17 protein-coding genes are annotated in these 20331 nt (G+C 69.2%); 13 read left to right on the forward strand and 4 right to left on the reverse strand.

Features of this window, described 5'->3' with window-relative positions; translation table 11 throughout:
- Window positions 1-25 precede the first annotated feature (25 nt).
- From APY03_RS23615 to APY03_RS23630, 4 genes are all read left to right on the forward strand, one after another.
- Window positions 26-949, forward strand: a complete 924-nt coding sequence (locus APY03_RS23615) for a lytic transglycosylase domain-containing protein (protein WP_068680639.1) — start codon at window positions 26-28, stop codon at window positions 947-949.
- A gap of 84 nt (window positions 950-1033) precedes the next feature.
- The gene (parC, locus tag APY03_RS23620; protein WP_068680641.1) at window positions 1034-3418 is read left to right on the forward strand and encodes a DNA topoisomerase IV subunit A; all 2385 of its coding nucleotides are present in this window, start codon (window positions 1034-1036) and stop codon (window positions 3416-3418) included.
- A gap of 12 nt (window positions 3419-3430) precedes the next feature.
- Window positions 3431-3622, forward strand: coding sequence for a hypothetical protein (locus APY03_RS23625; protein WP_068680643.1), 192 nt, complete (start codon window positions 3431-3433; stop codon window positions 3620-3622).
- Window positions 3619-4227 carry an ORF6N domain-containing protein gene (locus APY03_RS23630; protein ID WP_068680645.1) on the forward strand — a complete coding sequence of 203 codons (609 nt, stop codon included), beginning with the start codon at window positions 3619-3621 and terminating at the stop codon, window positions 4225-4227. Before APY03_RS23625 ends, APY03_RS23630 begins: the two co-directional genes overlap by 4 nt.
- 10 nt (window positions 4228-4237) lie before the next feature.
- Here APY03_RS23630 and APY03_RS23635 read toward each other — a convergent pair whose 3' ends face one another.
- Window positions 4238-5332: an MBL fold metallo-hydrolase gene (locus APY03_RS23635; protein WP_068680646.1), complete on the reverse strand. Its 1095-nt coding sequence runs from the start codon at window positions 5330-5332 to the stop codon at window positions 4238-4240.
- A 124-nt stretch (window positions 5333-5456) separates the two neighbouring features.
- Here APY03_RS23635 and APY03_RS42645 point away from each other — a divergent pair, with 124 nt between their 5' ends.
- Together APY03_RS42645 and APY03_RS23645 are read left to right on the forward strand one after the other, a co-directional pair.
- Entirely contained in the window at window positions 5457-9038 is a 3582-nt protein-coding gene (locus APY03_RS42645) for a patatin-like phospholipase family protein (RefSeq protein WP_068680647.1), read from the forward strand.
- A gap of 40 nt (window positions 9039-9078) precedes the next feature.
- Window positions 9079-9942: a GDSL-type esterase/lipase family protein gene (locus APY03_RS23645; protein ID WP_068680648.1), complete on the forward strand. Its 864-nt coding sequence runs from the start codon at window positions 9079-9081 to the stop codon at window positions 9940-9942.
- On the opposite strand, the gene APY03_RS23650 is transcribed toward APY03_RS23645, so the two are convergent.
- The 3 genes from APY03_RS23650 to APY03_RS23660 all read right to left on the reverse strand — a co-directional run bounded on the left by APY03_RS23650 (window position 9885) and on the right by APY03_RS23660 (window position 14336).
- Window positions 9885-11138: an acetate/propionate family kinase gene (locus APY03_RS23650; RefSeq protein ID WP_068680649.1), complete on the reverse strand. Its 1254-nt coding sequence runs from the start codon at window positions 11136-11138 to the stop codon at window positions 9885-9887. The genes APY03_RS23645 and APY03_RS23650 overlap by 58 nt on opposite strands.
- A gap of 12 nt (window positions 11139-11150) precedes the next feature.
- Window positions 11151-12563, reverse strand: coding sequence for a bifunctional enoyl-CoA hydratase/phosphate acetyltransferase (locus APY03_RS23655; protein ID WP_068680650.1), 1413 nt, complete (start codon window positions 12561-12563; stop codon window positions 11151-11153).
- A gap of 75 nt (window positions 12564-12638) precedes the next feature.
- Window positions 12639-14336: a hypothetical protein gene (locus APY03_RS23660; RefSeq protein ID WP_068680653.1), complete on the reverse strand. Its 1698-nt coding sequence runs from the start codon at window positions 14334-14336 to the stop codon at window positions 12639-12641.
- A 168-nt stretch (window positions 14337-14504) separates the two neighbouring features.
- Between APY03_RS23660 and APY03_RS23665 the strand changes: the two genes are divergently transcribed.
- The 7 genes from APY03_RS23665 to APY03_RS23695 all read left to right on the forward strand — a co-directional run bounded on the left by APY03_RS23665 (window position 14505) and on the right by APY03_RS23695 (window position 20256).
- Entirely contained in the window at window positions 14505-15176 is a 672-nt protein-coding gene (locus APY03_RS23665) for an amino acid ABC transporter permease (protein ID WP_068680654.1), read from the forward strand.
- 13 nt (window positions 15177-15189) lie between these two features.
- Window positions 15190-15843: an amino acid ABC transporter permease gene (locus APY03_RS23670; protein WP_068680656.1), complete on the forward strand. Its 654-nt coding sequence runs from the start codon at window positions 15190-15192 to the stop codon at window positions 15841-15843.
- Window positions 15844-15886: 43 nt separating this feature from the next.
- On the forward strand, window positions 15887-16684 hold the full coding sequence (locus tag APY03_RS23675) for a transporter substrate-binding domain-containing protein (protein WP_068680658.1): 798 nt from the start codon (window positions 15887-15889) through the stop codon (window positions 16682-16684).
- Between the two features lie 37 nt (window positions 16685-16721).
- A complete protein-coding gene (locus APY03_RS23680; protein WP_068680660.1) occupies window positions 16722-17498 on the forward strand; it encodes an amino acid ABC transporter ATP-binding protein in 777 nt (258 codons plus the stop codon).
- A gap of 70 nt (window positions 17499-17568) precedes the next feature.
- Window positions 17569-18309 carry a TIM barrel protein gene (locus APY03_RS23685; RefSeq protein WP_068680662.1) on the forward strand — a complete coding sequence of 247 codons (741 nt, stop codon included), beginning with the start codon at window positions 17569-17571 and terminating at the stop codon, window positions 18307-18309.
- A gap of 10 nt (window positions 18310-18319) precedes the next feature.
- Window positions 18320-19270, forward strand: coding sequence for a sugar kinase (locus APY03_RS23690; protein ID WP_068680663.1), 951 nt, complete (start codon window positions 18320-18322; stop codon window positions 19268-19270).
- The gene (locus tag APY03_RS23695) at window positions 19270-20256 is read left to right on the forward strand and encodes a 2-hydroxyacid dehydrogenase (RefSeq protein WP_068680665.1); all 987 of its coding nucleotides are present in this window, start codon (window positions 19270-19272) and stop codon (window positions 20254-20256) included. Before APY03_RS23690 ends, APY03_RS23695 begins: the two co-directional genes overlap by 1 nt.
- The last annotated feature ends 75 nt before the right edge of the window (window positions 20257-20331 follow it).

A 20331-nucleotide genomic window follows, 5' to 3' on the forward strand; every position in this document is an offset into this window, starting at 1 on the left:
GGGCCGGACGACAATCCGCCCCGCGATGAACTTCCGACATGCTCCCGCCCGCTGGTGGCGGGTCCCGCTCCTGCTGCTGGCACTGTGCTCATGGCAGCCGCTCGTCCATGCGTCCGACATCTTCGGCTATGTCGACGACAAGGGAGTGGCCCACTTCGCCTCCGAGAAGGTCGACGAGCGCTACCAGCTTTTCTTCCGCGGCGGACAGGCCTTCGATACTGCCCAGGGCCTCGGCCCGCCGGCGCGCGGCCGCGCGGGCCGCATCGACGGCAAGGTTCCCCGCGCCTCGCAATCGCTGCTCGCGCTGTTCGAGGCTTCGCCCAGCTACAAGCCCGCACAGAAGGCGCTGCGCGAGGCGGCGCGGCGCCATGACATCGACTACGAACTGCTGCAGGCCCTGGTCGCCACCGAGTCGGGCTTCGATGCGCAGGCCGTCTCGCCCAAGGGCGCGCGCGGGCTGATGCAGCTGATGCCGGCCACCGCGCAGCGCTACGGCGTCGGGGCCGACAAGCGCGGCTCGATCGAGAAGAAGCTCTTCGATCCGCACATCAACATCGCCGCCGGCGCGCGCTACCTGCGCGACCTGATCGCGATGTTCCCCGGCGACATCGGGCTCGCGCTCGCGGCCTACAACGCGGGCGAGGGCGCGGTCCAGCGCGCGGGCAACAAGATCCCGAACTACCGCGAGACGCAGAACTACGTGAAGACGGTGCTGCAGCTCTATGCCTACCTCAAGCCCTCCGTGGCTGCCGGCCGGGGCAGCAACGCGCCGGGCCGCGTGCGCATGGAACTGGCGGCACCGCGCGGCGGCGCGCTGGGTCGCGGGAACATGCCCCCGGCATCGGGTGCGATGCCGAAGTTGGCGGACCTGGCCGAGGCATCGCAGGCCGCCGAGGATGGCAGTGCCGCCCCGCTGAAGCTGTCCGATCGGATCTCGACGAAGCCATGAGGGCAGCGGTCACGCGCGGCGGGAGCTGATCGGAGGGCGTGGCACGGCCACTACACTTGCCGCTCTCACACAGTCTCTCTCGCAATGGATTCCCAACCGCCCCTCGATTTCCAGAACCCCGAAGAGGACGGGGCCCTCACACTGGCCGATTACGCGCAGACAGCGTACCTCGAATACGCGCTTTCGGTCGTCAAGGGCCGCGCGCTGCCCGATGTCAGCGACGGCCAGAAGCCGGTGCAGCGGCGCATCCTCTACTCGATGTCGCGCATGGGCCTCGGCTTCGGCGGCGCCAACGGCACCGTGGGCGCCAAGCCGGTCAAGAGTGCCCGCGTGGTCGGCGACGTGCTGGGCCGCTTCCATCCGCATGGCGACCAGGCCGCGTACGACGCACTCGTGCGCATGGCGCAGGACTTCTCGCAGCGCTACCCGCTGGTCGACGGCCAGGGCAACTTCGGCAGCCGCGACGGCGACGGCGCCGCGGCCATGCGCTATACCGAGGCGCGGCTGTCGCGCATCACCAGCCTGCTGCTCGATGAAATCGACGAGGGCACGGTCGACTTCATCCCCAACTACGACGGCTCCACGGAGGAGCCCCGCCTGCTGCCCGCGCGGCTGCCCTTCACGCTTCTGAACGGCGCCAGCGGCATCGCGGTCGGCCTCGCCACCGAGATCCCGAGCCACAACCTGCGCGAGATCGCCGACGCCTGCGTGGCGCTGATCAAGTCCAACGGCAAGTTCTCCGACGAGGAGCTGTTCGCGCTCGTGCCCGGCCCCGACTACCCCGGCGGCGCGCAGATCATCAGCGGCCCGGCCGAGATCGCGGAGGCCTACCGCACCGGCCGCGGCTCTCTGAAGGTGCGCGCGCGCTGGAAGATCGAGGAACTCGCGCGCGGCCAGTGGCAACTGGTGGTCAACGAGCTGCCCCCCGGCGTCAGCACGCAGAAGGTGCTGGAGGAAATCGAGGAGCTCACCAACCCCAAGGTCCGCGCCGGAAAGAAGGCGCTCACGGCCGAGCAGACCCAGCTCAAGGCGGCCGTGCTCGCGGTGCTCGACGTCGTGCGCGACGAGTCCAGCAAGGACGCGCCGGTGCGCCTGGTCTTCGAGCCCAAGACCTCGCGCATCAGCCAGGAGGAGTTCATCACCACGCTGCTGGCGCAGACCTCGCTGGAGAACTCCGCGCCCATCAATCTCACGATGGTGGGCATCGACGGCAAGCCGACGCAGAAGTCGCTGCGCCAAATGCTCAACGAGTGGATCGCCTTCCGCGAGATCACCGTCGAGCGCCGCTCGCGGCACCGGCTCGGCAAGGTGCAGGACCGCATCCACATCCTCGAGGGCCGGCAGCTGGTGCTGCTCAACATCGACGAGGTGATCGCGATCATCCGCGCCGCCGAGGACCCGAAGGCTGCGCTGATCGCGCGCTTCAGCCTCAGCGAGCGGCAGGCCGAGGACATCCTCGAGATCCGTCTGCGCCAGCTGGCGCGTCTGGAGGCCATCAAGATCGAGCAGGAGCTCAAGGGCCTGCGCGAGGACCAGAAGAAGCTCGAGGACATCCTCGCCAGCCCGGCCGCGCTGCGCCGCCTGCTGGTGAAGGAGATCGAGGCCGACGCGAAGAGCTTCGAGGATCCGCGCCGCACGCTGATCCAGGCCGAGAAGCGCGCGGTGGCCGAGGTGCGGGTGGTCGACGAGCCGGTCACGGTGATCGTTTCCCAGAAGGGCTGGGTGCGCACGCAAAAGGGCTGGGCCAGCGAGCGCGCCGCGGGCGCGGCAGCGCCCGAGTACAGCTTCAAGTCCGGCGATGCGCTCTACGGCGCCTTCGAGTGCCGCTCTGTCGACACGCTGCTGGTCTTCGGCACCGCCAAGGACAAGAGCGTGCGCGTCTACAGCGTAGCCGTGGCATCGTTGCCCGGCGGGCGCGGCGATGGCCAGCCGGTCACCACGCTGATCGACCTCGAGAGCGGCACGCACGTCGCGCACTACTTCGCGGGGCCGTCGGGTGCGGCGCTGCTGCTGTCCAGCACCGGCGGCTACGGCTTCATCGCCTCGGTCGAGAACATGATCTCGCGGCAGCGCGGCGGCAAGGCCTTCGTCGACGTGGGTGAAGGCGAGCAGCTGTGCCGGCCCTCGCTGGTCGGCGGCGCGAGCGGCGCGGAGCCGATGCCGCCGGCGACCCACGTGGCCTGCGCCTCGACGGGCGGGCGCATCCTGACCTTCGAGATCCTCGAGATGAAGGCGCTGCCCAAGGGCGGCCGCGGGCTCACGCTGATCGACCTCGATGCCAAGGACACGCTTGCGGGCGCCGCGGCCTACACGCGCAGCGTGAAGATCGTGGGCATCGGCCGCGGCGGCAAGGAACGCGAGGAGACGCTGGAGATCCGCAGCCTCAACAACGCCCGCGGCAGCCGCGCGCGAAAGGGCAAGGCAGCCGACCTGGGCTTCAAGCCGACCGATGTCGTGCGCGTGCTCTGAGGAAGACGGCGCATGATCGATTTCGGGCCGGTCGGCATCTTCGTCCTCGTCGTGACCAGCGCGGCGAGCTTCCTGCTTGCGCGCTGGCTGTCGAAGCGGCGGCGCGATTCGAAGCGCGAGCGCGAGCGGCGCAGCGAGGAGGCCTCGCAAAGCCGCCAGGTGCGGCGGGCGCGTGAGCGCAGGAAGGTGAATCGAGATCGATGATCGGCCCCGTGAACGCCGCATGCTCGGGCCCGCCGCTGCAACCACATATCGAGAGCCGCATCCTGGCGCTGCGCGAGCAGCGCGTGATGCTCGATGCCGATCTGGCCGTGCTCTACGACGTACAGACCAAGGTGCTGGTGCAGGCAGTCAAGCGCAATGCCGAACGCTTCCCTTCCGATTTCATGTTTCAACTGTCCCCCGAGGAATGGACGGGTTTGAGGTCACAAACTGTGACCTCAAACACCGGCCGCGGCGGCAGGCGTACCGCGCCCTATGTGTTCACCGAGCAGGGCGTGGCGATGCTGTCCTCGGTGTTGAACAGTGCACGCGCCATCGCAGTGAACATCGAGATCATGCGCACTTTCGTGCGGGTTCGAGCGCTGGCCACTACGCACCAGGACTTGGCGAAGCGCCTGAGCGAGCTGGAGGAGAAAACGGAGTTGCTGGACATGCGACATGACTCTTTCAGCCGCAACATGCGCAATCAACTGCGCCAGGTGTTCGATGCGATCAAGGCACTGACGGCACCACCCGACTCGCCCAAGCGACCCATCGGGTTCGTGACGCACGAGGAGAAGAAGAACAAGGCTTCGGGCGGGGAGTAGCCCGCAGGCATTACCTCAGGCCCTCCCACCACAGCGCATTGCTCCGCGGCCGCCCGATCGTCAGCACCTCCCCGATCACCGGCGTCGCCAGCTCGATCTTCTTCGCCTGCGCCAGCTTGGCGATGCGGTCCAGCGGATCGCGCCACGTGTGGAAGGCAAGGTCGAAGGTGCTGTTGTGCACCACGTACAGCACCTTGCCGCGCAGATCCTCGAAGGCGCGCACGCTCTCTTCGGGCGTCATGTGCACCGAGGGCCAGTACGCGTCGTAGGCGCCGTTCTCCATCAGCGCCAGGTCGAAGCCGCCGAAGCGTTCGCCGATCTGGCGGAAGCCTTGGAAGTAGCCCGAGTCGCCGCTGTAGAAGATGCGCTTGCCGCCACTCTCGACGATCCACGAAGCCCACAGCGTCTTGTTGCGGTCGTTGAGCGTGCGGCCCGAGAAATGCTGGGCCGGCGTGGCCGTGAGCCGCACGCCGTCGTGCTCCGTGCCCTGCCACCAGTCGAACTCGGCCACGCGCTCGGGCGGAACGCTCATCTCCAGCAGCCGGGCACGAACGCCGAGCGGCACGAAGTAGCGCTGCACGCGCTGCGCCAGGTACTCGATGGTCGGAACGTCGAGGTGGTCGTAGTGGTCGTGCGAGAGGATCAGCCCCTCGATGGGCGGCAGTTGCTCGAGCGTGATCGGTGGCTGGTGGAAGCGCTTCGGCCCGACGAACGAGAAAGGCGAGGCGCGGTTGCCGAAGACCGGATCGATCAGCCAGTACTTGCCGCGCAGCTTGAGCAGGTGCGAGGAATGGCCGAGGCGGATCACGTGGTTGCCCTCGGGGTCCAGCGCTTCGAGCTGCGCCGCGTCCAGTTCCTGCACGGGGATGGGATCGATCGGCACCGTCCCGGTCTTGGTGCCGGCAAAAAAGCGGGACCAGATCCTCCACGAGTTGGCCGAGGGCAGGGCCTGCGGGTTGGGCAGGTTCTGGAAGCTGCAGTCCTTGAACTGCGGGGAAGCCGCGTACGGCGTTTCACAGGCGCTGCTCGCGGTGGTGGCGCAGCCGGCCGCGAGGCTGAAGGTCGCAGCCAGGATGAGGCTCTTGCAGAGGAGGGCGTTGGGCATCTGGGCTTGGATGGGGGGAGGGCGATTGCGGCGAGAGCTTACCTGCGATCCGGCATAGACCATTCGCGGCATTGCCGCCCCTTGCCATGCATGAAATATTCCATGCCGAACGACGAGGAGCCGCATGGACGAAGCGATCCGCAAGCTGGTCACGGCCCGCCGCGAGGCGCTCTCGGGCGCCGATGACGGGCGGCGGCCCTGGGGCCTGGCGCTGTCGGGCGGAGGCATCCGAAGCGCCACCTTCTGCCTGGGCCTGCTCAAGTCGCTGGCCGCGCGCCGGCAGTTGCTCGAATTCGACCTGGTCTCCACCGTCTCCGGCGGCGGCTATATCGGCGCCACGCTGGGGCGGCTGTGCTCCAACGCGAAATCGGCTGCCGAGGTGCGCGAGATCGAGCGTGCCTTCGGCGATGTCGATCGCGCACGCTTCGGCTGGTGGCTGCGCGGCAACGGCCGCTACCTGATTCCGGGCGGCCTGCGCGACACCCTTTTCGCGGGTGCGCTCTACCTGCGCAACCTGCTGGGCACCCACATCGAGATCGCGATCGCCGCCAGCCTGATCGGCATGGTGCTGGCCGCCATCAACCTGCTGCTGTGGGACTCGGTGTTCCGCGCGGTCGATCTCAACAGCGTGCCGCCCGATTCCGTGGTCGGCGTCAGCGACCTGGGCAGCGTGCATTCGCTGCGCCTGCTGGTCCAGTGGGCGACGCAATGGCCCACGTTGTGGTTCACGCTGGTGGGGCCCTTCCTCGCCTCGATCGTGCTGGCGTGCGCCTACTGGTCGGTGCGCGACAGGCAGTCCATCGGCTCGATGCTGCTGCAGGTGGCGATGTGGTGTGCACTCGCCGCCGGCGCCTGCTGGGTCGGGCCGCAACTGGTGCGCCACTACAGCGGGCCGCTGTGGCTCGCCCCGGTCTTCGTCGGCTTCGCGCTGTGCTGGGTGCTGGCGCTGCTGTGGGTGCTGTGGCGCAGCCGGAAGCGCTCCCCCGCGCAGCTGCGCAACGACCTCACCGACGGACTCGCCTCGGTGATCAACACCGCGCTGCTGATCGTGATGCTGGGCCTGCTCGACCGCGTGGGCTGGTGGATCGCGGCCGAAAGCCAGGACCTGCGCGCCTCCTACGGCGCCGCCTTGCTGCTGGTGGCCGCGGCGCTGCGCGGCGTGTTGCCGATGCTGCTGTCGCAGAAGCAGCAGGCACCCGGCATCGGCAAGTCGCTGACGCTCAGCCTTGCCAGCCTGGCAGGCCTGCTGCTGGCCTTCTGCCTCGCGGCCTGGTGGGTGGGCGTGGTGTATGCGGCGACGCTGCTGCCGGTGTTCACGCCGGCCGGCCTGGACTTCTCGCGCGGCTGGGTCTGGCTGGGCACCATCTTCGTCATCGTCTTCAGCTATGCGCTGGTGACGGGGCGCAACTTCGGCTTCCTCAACGTTTCCTCGCTGCACATGTTCTACAAGGCGCGGATCGTGCGCGGCTACCTGGGCGCGGCCAATGCGCGGCGCCTTGGCGCGAGCCCGACCGAGCAGGTCTCGGGGCTGGAGCCGCCGCAGGTGCCGGTGGGGGAGGTCGATCCGGAGGACGACATTTCCCAATTGCGGTACGCCCCGCACCTGCACGGCGGGCCGGTGCACCTGGCCAACGTCTGCATCAACCAGACGCACGACACCAAGCAGAAACTCTTCAACCGCGATCGGCGCAGCCTGCCGCTCACCATCGGTCCGCAGGGCTGGATGCAGGCCGGCGGCGCCGGCTGGGCGCAGGCGCACGGCGACGGTGCGCTCACCCTCGGCGCATGGACAGCGATCTCGGGCGCCGCCTTCGCGCCCGGCCTCGGCCGCCTGACCAAGCGCGGCATCGCGGCACTGTCGGTCTTCGCGGGCCTGCGCCTGGGCTACTGGTGGAACAGCGCCGAGGCCGGCGTCGTGCAGAGCGGCGCCGCGGTGCATGGCAGTCCGCTGCTGATGAAGACGCGCTTCATGCTGCTCGAATGCTTCGGCATCTTTCCCGGCAGCAGCTCCGCCAACTGGTACCTGAGCGACGGCGGCCACTTCGAGAACACCGGCGCCTACGCGCTGCTGCGCCAGGAGGCCTCGCTGATCGTGATCGCCGATTGCGGCGCCGATCCGGACTACCGCTTCTGCGATCTCGAGATCCTGATCCGCCGCGCCCGCATCGACCTCAACGCCGAGATCACCTTCATGAAGCCGCGGCCCGGCGCCGACTGGGCGCACCTGGGCGCCTTCGGTTCGCTCAACGACCTGGCCTCGACCCACAGCCAGGCCTGCCTGGCGCTGGCGCAGGTGCGCTACGCCAGCGGCGCGACCGGGCAGATCGTGCTGGTCAAGCCCAACGTATCGGCCGCGCTGCCGGTGGACCTGGTCAACTTCAAGGCCGCCAACCCGCTGTTCCCGCAGCAGCCCACCACGGACCAGTTCTTCGACGAGGCGCAATGGGAGAGCTATTTCCGCCTCGGTGCCGAGATCGGCACGCGACTGGAAGGCGAGATGCTGGCGGAGGTGGCGAAGGGCGCCCCCGGCATGTTCGTGCCGGACGACGGCCAGCCGCAGGCGCTGGCGAAGGTCGCCGCGCAGGGCGACGGCGAGGCGTCCGCCAAGGACAGCGCCGCCGCCACCGCCGCCGCCGTGGGCTCGATGAGCCGCCTGCAGGCGCGTGTGATGCGGGCGGGCGCGGTCACTGCGTCGGTGGGCATCGGCACGGCCGCGACCTTCGCTGTAGCGGCGTGGCAGGGCATCGACAGCTGGCGCGCGCAGCGTGCCGAGACCGAGAAGGCCGAGAACAGCTCCTTCCAGGAACTCACCGAGCGCTGGGCCCGCCTGCAGGCGAGCGCCTCGGGCGGCGCTTCGGCGCAACTGGCGGCCGAGCTGCTGCGCACCGGCGACCTGCTGTGCCGCGACGGCCGCGACAACTTCATGGCCAAGTTCCGGCTCTCGGTGCGCATCGTGGACGACGCGAAGCAGGCTTGCGCCAAGGAGCCCCTGGACCAGCGCGCGCCGGCCTGCACGCGCCTGCTCGATGCGGGCAACGGCATCGACTGCCTGCAACCTGCGCAGGCGCCGCCCTGCGCGCCGCGCTACTGGGCGCGCGACTACACAGGCCAGGTCGGCTCCAAGCAGAACTGCAGCGGCATCCTGCCCGCGCCCTGGCCCGCGGTGGTGTGGCTGCGCGACCGCATCCAGGACACGGATCAGGGCGAGGTGCAGGTGGCGGCGGGCCAGCCGCCTGCGGCGGCGCCGTCGGCGCCGTCGGCGCCGTCCTATCCGGGGCCGGTGCCAGGGGCGGTCGTCCAGCCGTCGAACGGGATCGAGGCGCCCCCGCCTCCGCCGCCGCCGCCGCCCGCGGCCGACGTCTGCGCCGGCACGGTGGTCTACATCCAGCTCTACGGCCCCGCGCTGCGCGACAAGGCGCGCAGCTGGCGCGGCCCCTGGCGCACGCTGGGCGCCTCGGTGCCGCCCATCGAGGACGTGCTGAGCACCTCGCGCCGGGCCGGACGCTCGCCGCCGGTGGGCCATCCGGAGCCCACCGTGATCATCCGCGACGAAAAGACCCGCTCCTGCGCCGAGGCCCTCATCCAGACCGCAGCCTCGCCCACCGGCCAGCCCTGGGCGATCAAGCTGCGGCCGCAGGCGGGCGCCGAGACGAAGAGCAACATCGAAGTGTGGCTGCCGCGCACCGGCGGGCCGCTGGCGAACTGAAGAAGGTACGAGTGCTCGTCCCCGCACAAGGAGAAGAACCATGGCGACCCTCGGCAAGCCCGTCGTGATCGTGCGCCCGGAGCAGCTCGGCTTCGGCGAGCGCAGCGTGAGCCCCTCGGACTTCGGCTGGCACATGCTGGCGGAGGGAGACTCGTGGTTCTCCTTCGGTTCGCTCCTCGGCAACAACCTGCTCAACCGGCTGGGCTTCACGCGCAGCACGCTGGTCACGAACACGGCGCGCCCGAGCAACACGCTGGCCCATGTGGCCGACTGGTGGCACGACCCGGCCTTCTCGACCCTGATCGCGGGCGGGCGGCGCGGCCGCCAGGGCTGGGCCTTCGATGCGATCCTGCTGAGCGGCGGCGGCAACGACCTGATCGATGCGATCAACGATCGCCTGGTCGACCAGCAGTTGCTGCGCCTGTTGCCGCCAGGCAGCGACCCGGCCTTGCCCGAGGACTGCATCCATCCCGAGGCCTGGGCGGCCTTCGAGACCTACCTGCGCACCAACTTCGCGATGGTGTCGCAGCTGGCCTCGGGCAGCCGGCAGAACGCTGGCACGCCGATCTTCGTCCACACCTACGCCTACCCCACGCCCAACGATGCGCCCGCGGCGCCGGGCAGCGGGCCCGGGCTGCTGCCGGCCCTGGAGGCGCACCGTATTCCCGAGCCGATGCACCGGCCCCTGGCCGACCACCTGATCGACCGCCTGGCCGGAGTGATGCGCACGCTGGGCCTTGCGAACGTGCATGTGATCGACACCCTCGGCACGCTGAACCGCGCGGCGGCCGGCGCCCGCGGCGACAGCAACGACTGGCTCAACGAGATCCACCCCAACCCGCAGGGCTACGGCAAGCTGGCGTTGGCGTGGCGCGCCGCCATCGAGGGTGTGATCGCTCCCTGAAGGAGGCCCGGGCGGACCACGCCGAGCGCGTGGCGGGCGATCATGGCCTCCTCGTCGGTCGCGATCACCCAGGCGCTGGCTTGGGAGCCCGGGGCCGAGATCTCCCGGTCCTCCCGTCCTTCGGGCTGCGCGTCGGCATCGAATGCGATGCCGAGCCAGCCCAGGCCCGCCAGCACTTCGGCACGCACCCGCGCCGAGTTCTCGCCGATGCCGCCGGTGAAGACCAGGGCATCGATGCCGCCCAGCGACGCCGCGAGCGCGCCGGCCTCGCGCCGGATGCGGCCGCAGAAATACGCGATGGCCTCGCGGGCGTGCGGGTCCTCCGAAGACTCCAGCGCGCGCATGTCGTGCGAGATGCCCGACAGGCCCTTGAGGCCCGACTCCTTGTAGAGCAGGTCCGACAGCCGCGCCGCGTCGTAGCCGTGCGTTTCGATCAGGTGCAGCAGCACGCCCGGGTCGATCGCGCCGCAGCGCGTGCCCATCGGCAGGCCGTCGAGCGCGCTGAAGCCCATCGTCGTGTCGATCGATCGTCCGCCGCGCAGTGCGCACATCGACGCGCCGTTGCCCAGGTGCGCGACGATCACCCGACCCGCCGCCGCGCGCGGCGACAGCTCGGCCAGGCGCCCGGCGATGTACTCGTAGGAAAGGCCATGGAAGCCGTAGCGGCGGATGCCCGCGTCGAAATAGTCGCGCGGCAGCGCATAGGCTTCGCCCAGGAAGCCGCCGCCGCGGTGGAAGGCGGTGTCGAAGCACGCCACCTGCGGCACGCCGGGGAAGACCCGGCGGGTGGTCTCGATGCCCGCGATGTTGCTCGGCAGGTGCAGCGGCGCCATCGGCACCAGCGTGCGCAGGGTCGCCAGCATCGCGTCGTCGATCAGCGTCGCCGTGCTGAAGCGGGATGCGCCATGTACCACGCGATGTCCGATCGCGGCAAAGTGCAGCAGAGGAAAATGGGCCTGCATGAGCTCGATGATCGCGGCCAGTGCGTCGCCATCGTTGCGCACCTTGCCCGCGGGCAGGGCTGCGTCGTGCAGCACGCGGCCGTCCGCGGCTTTTGCCTTGAGCTGCGCGTTGCCGCCCACGCCATCGACATGGCCCGCGGCGGCACGCTGGAGCAATCCGTTGGCGCCGATCGAGAACAGCGCGAACTTGATCGACGAGGAGCCGGCGTTGAAGGTGATGATGTGCTCGGACATGAGGGTTGCTCGTCAGCCCGCCTTCGCGGCGCTCTCGCCGTGGCGTATCCAGTGGTCGTAGAGCAGCGCCAGCGCGCAGGAGGCCAGGCGGGCACGGTCGTTGTCGGCCCGGCTGGTCAGGATCACCGGCACCTTCGCGCCCACCACCAGCCCGGCCGCCTCGGCCCGCGTGACGAAGGTGAACTGCTTGGCCAGCATGTTGCCGGCCTCGATGTTGGGCACCACCAGCACGTCGGCCCGGCCCGCGACCGAGGACACGATGCCCTTGCTGCGCGCGGCCTCGAGGTCCACGGCATTGTCCATCGCGAGCGGGCCGTCGACGATGCCGCCGCGGATCTGGCCCCGGTCGGCCATCTTGGCCAGGATTGCGGCGTCGAGCGTCGAGGGAATGTTCAGGTTCACTGTTTCGACCGCGGAAAGCACGCCCACGCGCGGCTGCGCGACGCCGCACGCAAGCGCCAGGTCGATCGCGTTCTGGACGATGTCGACCTTCGCGGCGAGGTCTGGCGCGATGTTGATCGCCGCATCGGTGATGAAGATCAGGTTGCGCAGCGTGGGCGCGTCCATCGCGAAGACATGGCTGAGCCGCCGCTGGCCGCGCAGGCCGCCGTCCTTCTTCACCACTTCGGCGAGCAGCTCGTCGGAATGCAGGTTGCCCTTCATCACCGCGCCGGCCTTGCCCTGGTGGACGAGGGCGACCGCGTGGGTTGCCGCGTCGTGCGGCAGCGGCATGTCGACCGGCGGGTACGCGCCGATGTCGGCGCCCAGCGCTTCGGCGGCCGCGCGGATCTTCTTCGCGTCGCCGATCAGCAGCGGCTGGATCAGGCCCCGCTGCGCCGCCAGCAGCGCACCCGCAAGCGAGTTGCGGTCGTCGGGGCAGACCACGGCCGTGGCCAGCGGGGGCAGGGTGGCGGCGATCTCGATCAGCCGGCCGAAGTGGTCGTGCTGGTCGAGGATCAGGCTCGGGAGGTCGCGCGCCTCGGTGTAGTGCACCTCGGTGGGCGCCAGCACTTCGGCGCTGCCGCCGCACACCACCGTGCCGTCGGGCCGGCTGACCAGCGTCTCGAAGCTGGCGAGCGGCGCCTCGCCCTTGCCGGTACAGCGCACCGAGACCCGGAGAGGGTCGCCGAGATGCACGCGCTGATCCTCGAAGCGCAGAGTCTGGCTGCGGTACAGCGTGCCCGACCCGGGCAGCAGGTTGCCGAGCACCGCGGAAATCAGCGAGGCGACCCACATCGATGGAGCGACCACGGTGCAGGCATCGCGGCCATCGAGTTCGGGCAGCGTCAGCGGGTTGGTGTTGCCGGAGGCGTACGCGAACAGGAACAGGTCCTGCTCGGTGCATACGCGCTCGATGGTGGCGCTCTGTCCGGGCTCGAGCTCGCTCCAGGTGACGTTGCGGATCGTGGCGGTGCTGTTCTGCATTCGATTTTCAAGAGGGTTCTCTACAGGCCAGGTGTGCCGCATGGCAACAACGTGACGTGGCGCGCCCGCGGGGCTTCAGTCCGACCCGGGGCGCCACACCCTCGCCAGCACCGCGAGCCGGCTCTTGAAACCGTGCCGCTCGTCCGAGAGCGCGTCGATGAAGTCCGACAGGCGCTTGGATTTGATCGTGGTGTAGAGGGTCAGCCAGGTGGTGAGTGCGCCCACGAAGCCGAACCATAGCAGCTTCTGCCACAGCGGCGCGTCCGCCTCGGCCAGCAAATTCATCCCGAGAAAGCCTGTGGTGACCGTGCCGATCAGGCCGAAGAGCGTGACCACCGTGAGCCGCACCACCGTGTTGGCCTGCCGGCGCAGGCTGTCGGCGTCGAGGTAGGTGTTCATGTCCGCGATGCGCTCCTTGACCTCCTCGTAGAGCGGGTCGAGCGCCAGGTGCGTGGTGCACAGGCGCGAGAGCGCGCGCACCTGCGCCTGCTCCGAGATCTCGTGGAACCAGTAGCGGTGCGTGAAGCGCAGGAAGCCCTCGAAGCTTGCGCGGATGGCGCGCTTGAAGCGCTTGACGCTGGCCACGTCGTGCACGTCGAGGCGGCGCAGCGCCTCGACCAGGCGATCGGAGAACATCAGCAGCGCCGCCTTCTGGAAATGCGCGATGAGGAACACCAGGAAGTGCTGGTGCCGGAACTGCGCCAGCACGCCGCGGTCGCGGCAGCAGAAGAACTCGGAATCCGCCGTGCCGACCACCACCAGCGAGCGGCCGCTGCACAGGTAGCGCGTGTTCGGCGCGCTGCCGGCATCGACCCAGAAGCGGTCGTAGCAGTAGCGCTGCTCGAAGTCGGCGAGCTGCTCCTCGCCGAAGGGCAGGGGGCCGTTGCTGCCCACCGCGGGCTCGGAGGCACCGGTGACGAGCGCCAGCCGGATGAAGTCGGTGCGCGAGAGCTTGCGCGGATCGTCGAGGGCGAGATAGGCCATCAGCGGCATGCGGTAGTACTCGAGCTGGCGGAAGCGCAACCCGCCGGGCTCTTGCGAATGGTCGCTCACCAGGGGCTGCATCAGCCAGGCCCAGTGCGCTGCCATGCGCGGCGCGCGGTGCTCGGCCACGTGCTCCAGGAAAAGGTCGCGCTGCTGCGCGTCGGAAGTCGCGAGCACGCCCCCGCCGGCGTCCAGCCACTCGACGCTGGCCATGCAGTGGAGCGCCGCGCCCTGCGCATCCCAGCCGCCGGGGTAGGCGCGGCCGAAGCGGTAGAGCACCTCCTGCGCCTGCGCAAGGCTCAGGTCGTCCACGCCGATCTCCATGTTGAGCATCACCACGTCGACGTCGAAGAAGAAGTACAGGTCCGTGTGCACCACTTGCAGCGTGATGGGCGCTTCACCGGGCCGCGTGACCACGCGCACGGCCGCGAGGTCGCGCCGGCGGAAGACGCGCATCGGCGACTCCCCGCCCGTGCCGCCGGCCTCGCCGCCGCGGCGGCCTTCGCCGTAGAGGAAGCGCTGCACATAGGGGAGGAAGCTCACGAACTCGTTGTAGTGGCGTTCGTGGAAGCCGTCGCTGCTGCCTGTGTATTCGTCGAACTCCTCGCGCCACGGCGAGGCATCGCCCAGCGCCTGCAGCAGTTGCCAGGGACTGCGGCGCTGCTGCTCACCCTTGACCGGCATCAGGCGCAGCGGCCACAGGAGGGTGCCGCGCAGGTGGCGCACGGCGGGCGGCGCCCCGGCGCCGAGGGTCTGGGTAGCGCCTTGCAGCGTGCCGGTGATCTGCATCGCGCCAGTGTAGGCATGAGCGCGCGCGAAGGGCGCCGAAGAGGCCGACTAGGGGAATCCCCAATATGGCTCTGAAACCGGTTTCATATACTTGGCCCTCTGCACATCGAGGCTCCGCTCCGGTATCCCTTCCGCCGCGCAACGCGCCATCCCGAACCCCCTTCGCCCGTGAACTACCAATTCCAGTTCGATGCCGTCTTCGCCGCCTGGCCGCTGCTGCTGAAGGGCACGTGGATCACCATCCAGCTGTCGCTCGTGGCCACGCTGCTGGGCCTGGTGGTGGCGATCTTCTGCGCCTGGGGCAAGACCTCGGGGCCGGGCTGGCTGCGCTTCATCGTCAATGCCTACATCGAGGTGATCCGCAACACGCCCTTCCTGGTGCAGCTGTTCTTCTTTTTCTTCGCGCTGCCGGCCATCGGGCTGCGCTGGTCGCCGTACACGGCGGCGCTCACCGCCATGGTGGTCAACCTCGGCGCCTACGCGACCGAGATCATCCGCGCCGGCATCGAGTCCATTCCCAAGGGCCAGATCGAGGCCGGCCGGGCGCTCAACCTCAAGCCCTGGGAGATCTTCCGCTTCGTCATCATCAAGCCGGCGCTGAAGGCCATCTACCCGGCGCTCACCAGCCAGTTCATCCTGCTCATGCTGAGCTCGGCCGTGGTGTCGGTGATCTCGGCCGACGACCTCACCTCGGTCGCGGCCAACCTGCAGTCGCAGACCTTCCGCAGCTTCGAGATCTACATCGTGGTGGCGGGCATCTACCTGGCGCTCGCGATGTCGTTCTCGGTGCTCTTCAAGGTGATCTACAGACGCACGCTCAACTACCCGGACCGGCGCTGAGGCACAGACATCCATGCGTACCTTCGGCTTTTCAGATTTCCTCTTCATCCTCGAGGCCGCCAGGTGGACCCTGGCGCTGTCGCTGATCGCCTTCATCGGCGGCGCGATCCTGGGGCTCGTGATCGCGCTGGCGCGCACCTCGGAGAGCAAGACCGCGCGGGTGCTCTCCACGGGGTTCATCCAGATCTTCCAGGGCACGCCGCTGCTGCTGCAGCTGTTCCTGATCTTCTTCGGCGCGCCGGTGATGGGCTTCGCCATCAACCCGTGGGTCGCCGCCGGGGTGGCGCTGGTGCTCAACAGCGCGGCCTTCCTCGGCGAGATCTGGCGCGGCTGCATCGAGGCCATCCCGCGCGGCCAGACCGAGGCCGCGCACGCGCTCAACCTGGGCTACGCGAGCCGCATGCGCGACGTGGTGCTGCCCCAGGCCTTCAAGATCGCGCTGCCGCCCACCGTGGGCTACGTGGTGCAGATCATCAAGGGCACTTCGCTCGCCGCCATCATCGGCTTCACCGAGGTCACCCGGGCCGGGCAGATCATCAACAACGCCACCTTCCAGCCGCTGTACGTGTTCACCACGGTGGCTGCGATCTACTTCGTCATCTGCTGGCCGCTGTCGCTGATGGCGGCGCACATGGAGCGCAAGCGCGCCCGGACACTGGCGCGCTGAGCCTGCTTCCTTCTTTTCCGTTCAATCCTAGGAGACCCTTTCCATGACCTTCTTCACCACCCGCCGTGCCGCGATCGCAGCCCTGGGGCTCGGCGCCGCGCTGACCGCCTTCGCACCGCTCGCCTCGGCCCAGACCGTGGCCGACATCAAGAAGAAGGGCGAAGTCACGATCGGCATGCTGGTCGACTTCCCGCCCTACGGCACCACCAACGCGCAGAACCAGCCCGACGGCTACGACGCCGATGTCGCCAAGCTGCTGGCCAAGGACTGGGGCGTCAAGGCCAACATCGTGCCGGTCACCGGCCCCAACCGCATTCCCTTCCTGCTGACCAACAAGGTCGACCTGCTGGTCGCCTCGCTGGCGGTGACGCCCGAGCGCGCGAAGCAGGTGCAGTTCTCGCAGCCCTATGCCGCGGCCACCATCGTCCTCTACGGCAAGAAGGGCAGCAACATCAAGAGCGCGGCCGACCTGAAGGGCGTGCGCGTCGGCGTGGCACGTGCCAGCACTCAGGACGTGGCCGTGACCAAGGCCGCGCCCGAGGGCACCGAGATCCGCCGCTTCGACGACGACGCCTCGGCCATGCAGGCGCTGATCTCAGGGCAGGTCGACGCCATCGGCTGCTCCGTCACCGTGGCAGCGCAGATCGCCAAGCGCGTGCCCGCCGACACCTTCGAGAACAAGTTCACCCTCGTGCAGCAGGCCATGGCCATCGCCATGCGCCCGGGCCAGGACGACCTGCTGAAGAACGTCAACGAGTTCGTGTCGAAGAACACGGCCAACGGCGAGCTGAACAAGCTGTACAACAAGTGGCTGCAGACGGACCTGCCGAAGCTCAACTGAGCCCGGACAGAGAAACCCGAGACAGGAGCTCAACCTCATGACGGACGCAGTCGCGACACACGCAGGCGCCGAGTCGATCATCCGCATGGAAGCGGTGAACAAGTGGTACGGCACTTTCCAGGTGCTGACCGACATCGACCTGTCGGTGCGCACCGGCGAGCGCATCGTGATCTGCGGGCCCTCGGGCTCGGGCAAGTCGACGCTGATCCGCTGCATCAACCGGCTCGAGACGGTGCAGAAGGGCAAGATCGTGGTCGACGGCATCGAGCTCACGGCCGGCGGGAAGAATGTCGACGCGGTGCGCGCCGAGGTCGGCATGGTGTTCCAGCAGTTCAACCTGTTCCCGCACCTGACCATCCTGCAGAACTGCACGCTGGCGCCGATGCGCTCGCGCGGAATGTCGAAGGAAGAAGCCGAGCAGGTGGCGATGAAGTACCTCACGCGGGTGCGCATCCCGGAGCAGGCCCACAAGTACCCGAGCCAGCTCTCCGGCGGCCAGCAGCAGCGCGTGGCGATCGCCCGGGCGCTGTGCATGTCGCCCAAGATCATGCTGTTCGACGAGCCCACGTCGGCACTCGACCCCGAAATGGTCAAGGAAGTGCTCGACACCATGATCGGCCTGGCCGAGGACGGCATGACCATGCTGTGCGTGACGCACGAAATGGGCTTCGCGCGCAGCGTGGCCGACCGCGTGATCTTCATGGCCGATGGCAAGATCGTCGAGCAGGCGCCGCCGGGCGAATTCTTCGGCAGTCCGAAGCACGAGAAGACCCGGCAGTTCCTGGGGCAGATTCTCAGTTCGCACCAGGCATGACGAGCTCTCCCCCAGGTTGGCCCAAGTCCGGTGGCCGCCCATCCGTGTTCCCCGAAGGAGAGGTGTCGATATGAACGTCCTCATTTCCCTGTCGTCGTTTGGCGCGGCCGAAGTGGGGCGGCATGGGCAGCTGTGGTGTACGCGGTTGGCGCTGGAAGCGGGCGCGGACAGTGTGGAGGTGCGTGGCGAGCTGTTGCGTGACGCGGCCGCCGAGTTGCCTGCATTGGCCGGGCTGGCGTCGGTTTATTCGAGTCCTGAGGGACTCTGGGCGCATGACGGCGCGTTGGACGAAGGAGCGCTCGCGCGTGGCCTGGCTGCGGCGAGCGTCCTGCGCGCGCATCGGCTCAAGATGTCGATCGGCGCCTACGACGCGAGCTCGCAGGGCTCGCTGGCGCGGCTCAAGGAACTGCTCGACGACCAGGCGTTCGAGGTCGAGCTGTTGATCGAGAACGACCAGACCGTGAAGGCCGGCACGCTGCCCGCGCTGCAGGCCTTTTTCGGCGCGGCCGATGCGGCCGGGCTCGACCTGGGCATGACCTTCGACATGGGTAACTGGCACTGGCTGGGCGAATGCCCACTCGCTGCCGCCGAGGCGCTGGCGCCTCGGGTGCGCTATGTGCACTGCAAGGGCGTGCAGCGCCTGCCCGCCAAATGGGTGGCAGTGCCGCTGGCCGAATCGCTGGCGCCCTGGCGCGCGGTGCTGCGGGCCCTGCCCGGGGACGTGCCGCACGCCATCGAATACCCGTTGGCCGGCGACGACCTGCTCGCCGTCACGCGCGAGCAGGTCGCGCAGATCCGTTCGCTTCGCTGAAAGCTGCGCGATGACGAAACCCGCCTTCGATGTCGCGCTGTTCGGCGAAGCCATGCTGCTGCTGGTGGCCGACCAGCCCGGCCCGATCGAGAACGCGACCGGCTTCCACAAGCGTACCGCCGGCGCCGAGACCAACGTCGCGATCGGCCTCTCGCGGCTCGGCCTGAAGGTCGGCTGGGCCAGCCGGCTCGGCACCGATTCGATGGGCCGCTCGCTGCTGGCCACCATGCGGGCCGAGGGCATCGACTGCTCGCACGTGATCAGCGATCCGGCCCAGCGCACCGGCTTCCAGTTCAAGGGTCGCGTGACCGACGGCAGCGACCCGCCGGTCGAGTACCACCGCAAGGGCTCGGCCGCGAGCCACATGGGCCCGGCGGACGTCGACGAGCCCTGGCTGCGCTCGGCGCGGCACCTGCATGCGACTGGCGTGTTCGCCGCCATCTCCGACACCAGCCTGCAGGCGGCGCTGAAGAGCATGGACGTGATGCGCGCGGCCGGCCGCACGATCTCGTTCGACCCGAATCTGCGGCCCACGCTGTGGTCCTCGACCGAGACCATGCGCCACTGGATCAACGAGCTGGCCTCCCGCGCGGACTGGGTGCTCCCCGGCATGGAAGAGGGCCTGCTGCTCACCGGCCAGTCCACGCCCGAGGGGGTGGCACGCTTCTACCGCGAACGCGGTGCGAAGCTGGTGGTGGTCAAGCTCGGCGCGCAGGGCGCCTATTACGATAGCGATGCGGCGGGCACCGGCCGCGTCGACGGCTTCCCCGTGGCGCAGGTGGTCGACACCGTCGGGGCCGGAGATGGCTTCGCAGTGGGCGTGGTCAGCGCGCTGCTTGAAGGCAGGCCGGTGGCCGAGGCGGTGCGCCGCGGCGCCTGGATCGGCGCTCGCGCCGTGCAGGTATTGGGCGACACCGAAGGCCTGCCGACGCGGGCCCAACTGGACGAAGCGAGGCTGTGATGCGCAAGAAGGTTCTGGTCTTTCGCGAGCTGCCCGATGACCAGCTGGCGCGCCTGCAGGCCGCGCACGAGGTCACGGTCGCCAATCCGCGCACCGCCGCGCAGCTCGGCGCTTTCGAGGCTGCGTTGCCGCAGGCGCAGGGCCTGATAGGCTCCAGCTTCCCGGTCGATGAGGCGCTGCTCGCGCGCGCACCCAGGCTGGAGGTGATCTCCAGCGTCTCCGTCGGCGTGGACAACTATGCGCTGGCAGCGCTGCACGCGCGGGGCATCCTGCTGTGCCACACGCCCGGCGTGCTCGACGAGACGGTGGCCGACACCGTCTTTGCGCTGCTGATGGCGACCAGCCGCCGCGTGGTGGAGTTGTCGAACCTGGTGCGCGAAGGCCGCTGGACGAAGAACATCGGCGAGGACCTGTTCGGCTACGACGTGCACGGCAAGACGCTGGGCCTGCTGGGCTTCGGCCGCATCGGCCAGGCCATTGCCCGGCGCGCGGCCCTGGGCTTCGGCATGCCTGTGCTCTACCACGCGCGGCGCGCCGTCGACCTGGCGGCGCAGGCGCCCGAGCTGCTGGGCCGGGCCGCGCACACGCCGCTCGACGAACTGCTGGCGCGCGCCGACATCGTGGTCGCCATGCTGCCGCTGTCGGACAGCACGCGCGGCATGATCGATGCGCGCGTGTTCGGCCGCATGAAGCCGGGCGCGATCTTCGTCAACGGGGGGCGCGGGGCTACGGTGGAGGAGCCCGCGCTGCTGGCCGCGCTCGACCAGGGCACGTTGCGGGCCGCCGGGTTGGATGTGTTCGCCACCGAGCCGCTGCCTGAGGATTCGCCGCTGCGCACCCATCCGCGCGTGACGCCGCTGCCGCACATCGGCTCGGCCACACACGAGACCCGGCATGCGATGGCCGAACTGGCCACCACCAATCTGCTGAAGGGGCTTGCTGGCGAGCGGCCGCTGGCCGTTTACGACACTGCGGGGTTTGTGTGAGCTGCCGTTTGGGTGAGTTGGTCGGGCGCGCTTGTTGTGAGGCTGGAGCCGGGATTTCGCCCCGGCGGGCGAGTC

Origin of the sequence: Variovorax sp. WDL1 (assembly GCF_001541225.1) — a bacterium.
GTDB lineage: Bacteria > Pseudomonadota > Gammaproteobacteria > Burkholderiales > Burkholderiaceae_C > Variovorax.

What these genes read in the sequence shown, in the direction of transcription:
- APY03_RS23675 (WP_068680658.1), top strand. Translation starts at nt 15,887, where the DNA reads ATGACCTTCTTCACCACCCGCCGTGCCGCGATCGCAGCCCTGGGGCTC.
- APY03_RS23645 (WP_068680648.1), top strand. Translation starts at nt 9,079, where the DNA reads ATGGCGACCCTCGGCAAGCCCGTCGTGATCGTGCGCCCGGAGCAGCTC.
- APY03_RS23650 (WP_068680649.1), bottom strand. Translation starts at nt 11,138, where the DNA reads ATGTCCGAGCACATCATCACCTTCAACGCCGGCTCCTCGTCGATCAAG.
- APY03_RS23690 (WP_068680663.1), top strand. Translation starts at nt 18,320, where the DNA reads ATGACGAAACCCGCCTTCGATGTCGCGCTGTTCGGCGAAGCCATGCTG.
- APY03_RS23615 (WP_068680639.1), top strand. Translation starts at nt 26, where the DNA reads ATGAACTTCCGACATGCTCCCGCCCGCTGGTGGCGGGTCCCGCTCCTG.
- APY03_RS23655 (WP_068680650.1), bottom strand. Translation starts at nt 12,563, where the DNA reads ATGCAGAACAGCACCGCCACGATCCGCAACGTCACCTGGAGCGAGCTC.
- APY03_RS42645 (WP_068680647.1), top strand. Translation starts at nt 5,457, where the DNA reads ATGGACGAAGCGATCCGCAAGCTGGTCACGGCCCGCCGCGAGGCGCTC.
- parC (WP_068680641.1), top strand. Translation starts at nt 1,034, where the DNA reads ATGGATTCCCAACCGCCCCTCGATTTCCAGAACCCCGAAGAGGACGGG.
- APY03_RS23660 (WP_068680653.1), bottom strand. Translation starts at nt 14,336, where the DNA reads ATGCAGATCACCGGCACGCTGCAAGGCGCTACCCAGACCCTCGGCGCC.
- APY03_RS23625 (WP_068680643.1), top strand. Translation starts at nt 3,431, where the DNA reads ATGATCGATTTCGGGCCGGTCGGCATCTTCGTCCTCGTCGTGACCAGC.
- APY03_RS23635 (WP_068680646.1), bottom strand. Translation starts at nt 5,332, where the DNA reads ATGCCCAACGCCCTCCTCTGCAAGAGCCTCATCCTGGCTGCGACCTTC.
- APY03_RS23695 (WP_068680665.1), top strand. Translation starts at nt 19,270, where the DNA reads ATGCGCAAGAAGGTTCTGGTCTTTCGCGAGCTGCCCGATGACCAGCTG.
- APY03_RS23630 (WP_068680645.1), top strand. Translation starts at nt 3,619, where the DNA reads ATGATCGGCCCCGTGAACGCCGCATGCTCGGGCCCGCCGCTGCAACCA.
- APY03_RS23685 (WP_068680662.1), top strand. Translation starts at nt 17,569, where the DNA reads ATGAACGTCCTCATTTCCCTGTCGTCGTTTGGCGCGGCCGAAGTGGGG.
- APY03_RS23670 (WP_068680656.1), top strand. Translation starts at nt 15,190, where the DNA reads ATGCGTACCTTCGGCTTTTCAGATTTCCTCTTCATCCTCGAGGCCGCC.
- APY03_RS23680 (WP_068680660.1), top strand. Translation starts at nt 16,722, where the DNA reads ATGACGGACGCAGTCGCGACACACGCAGGCGCCGAGTCGATCATCCGC.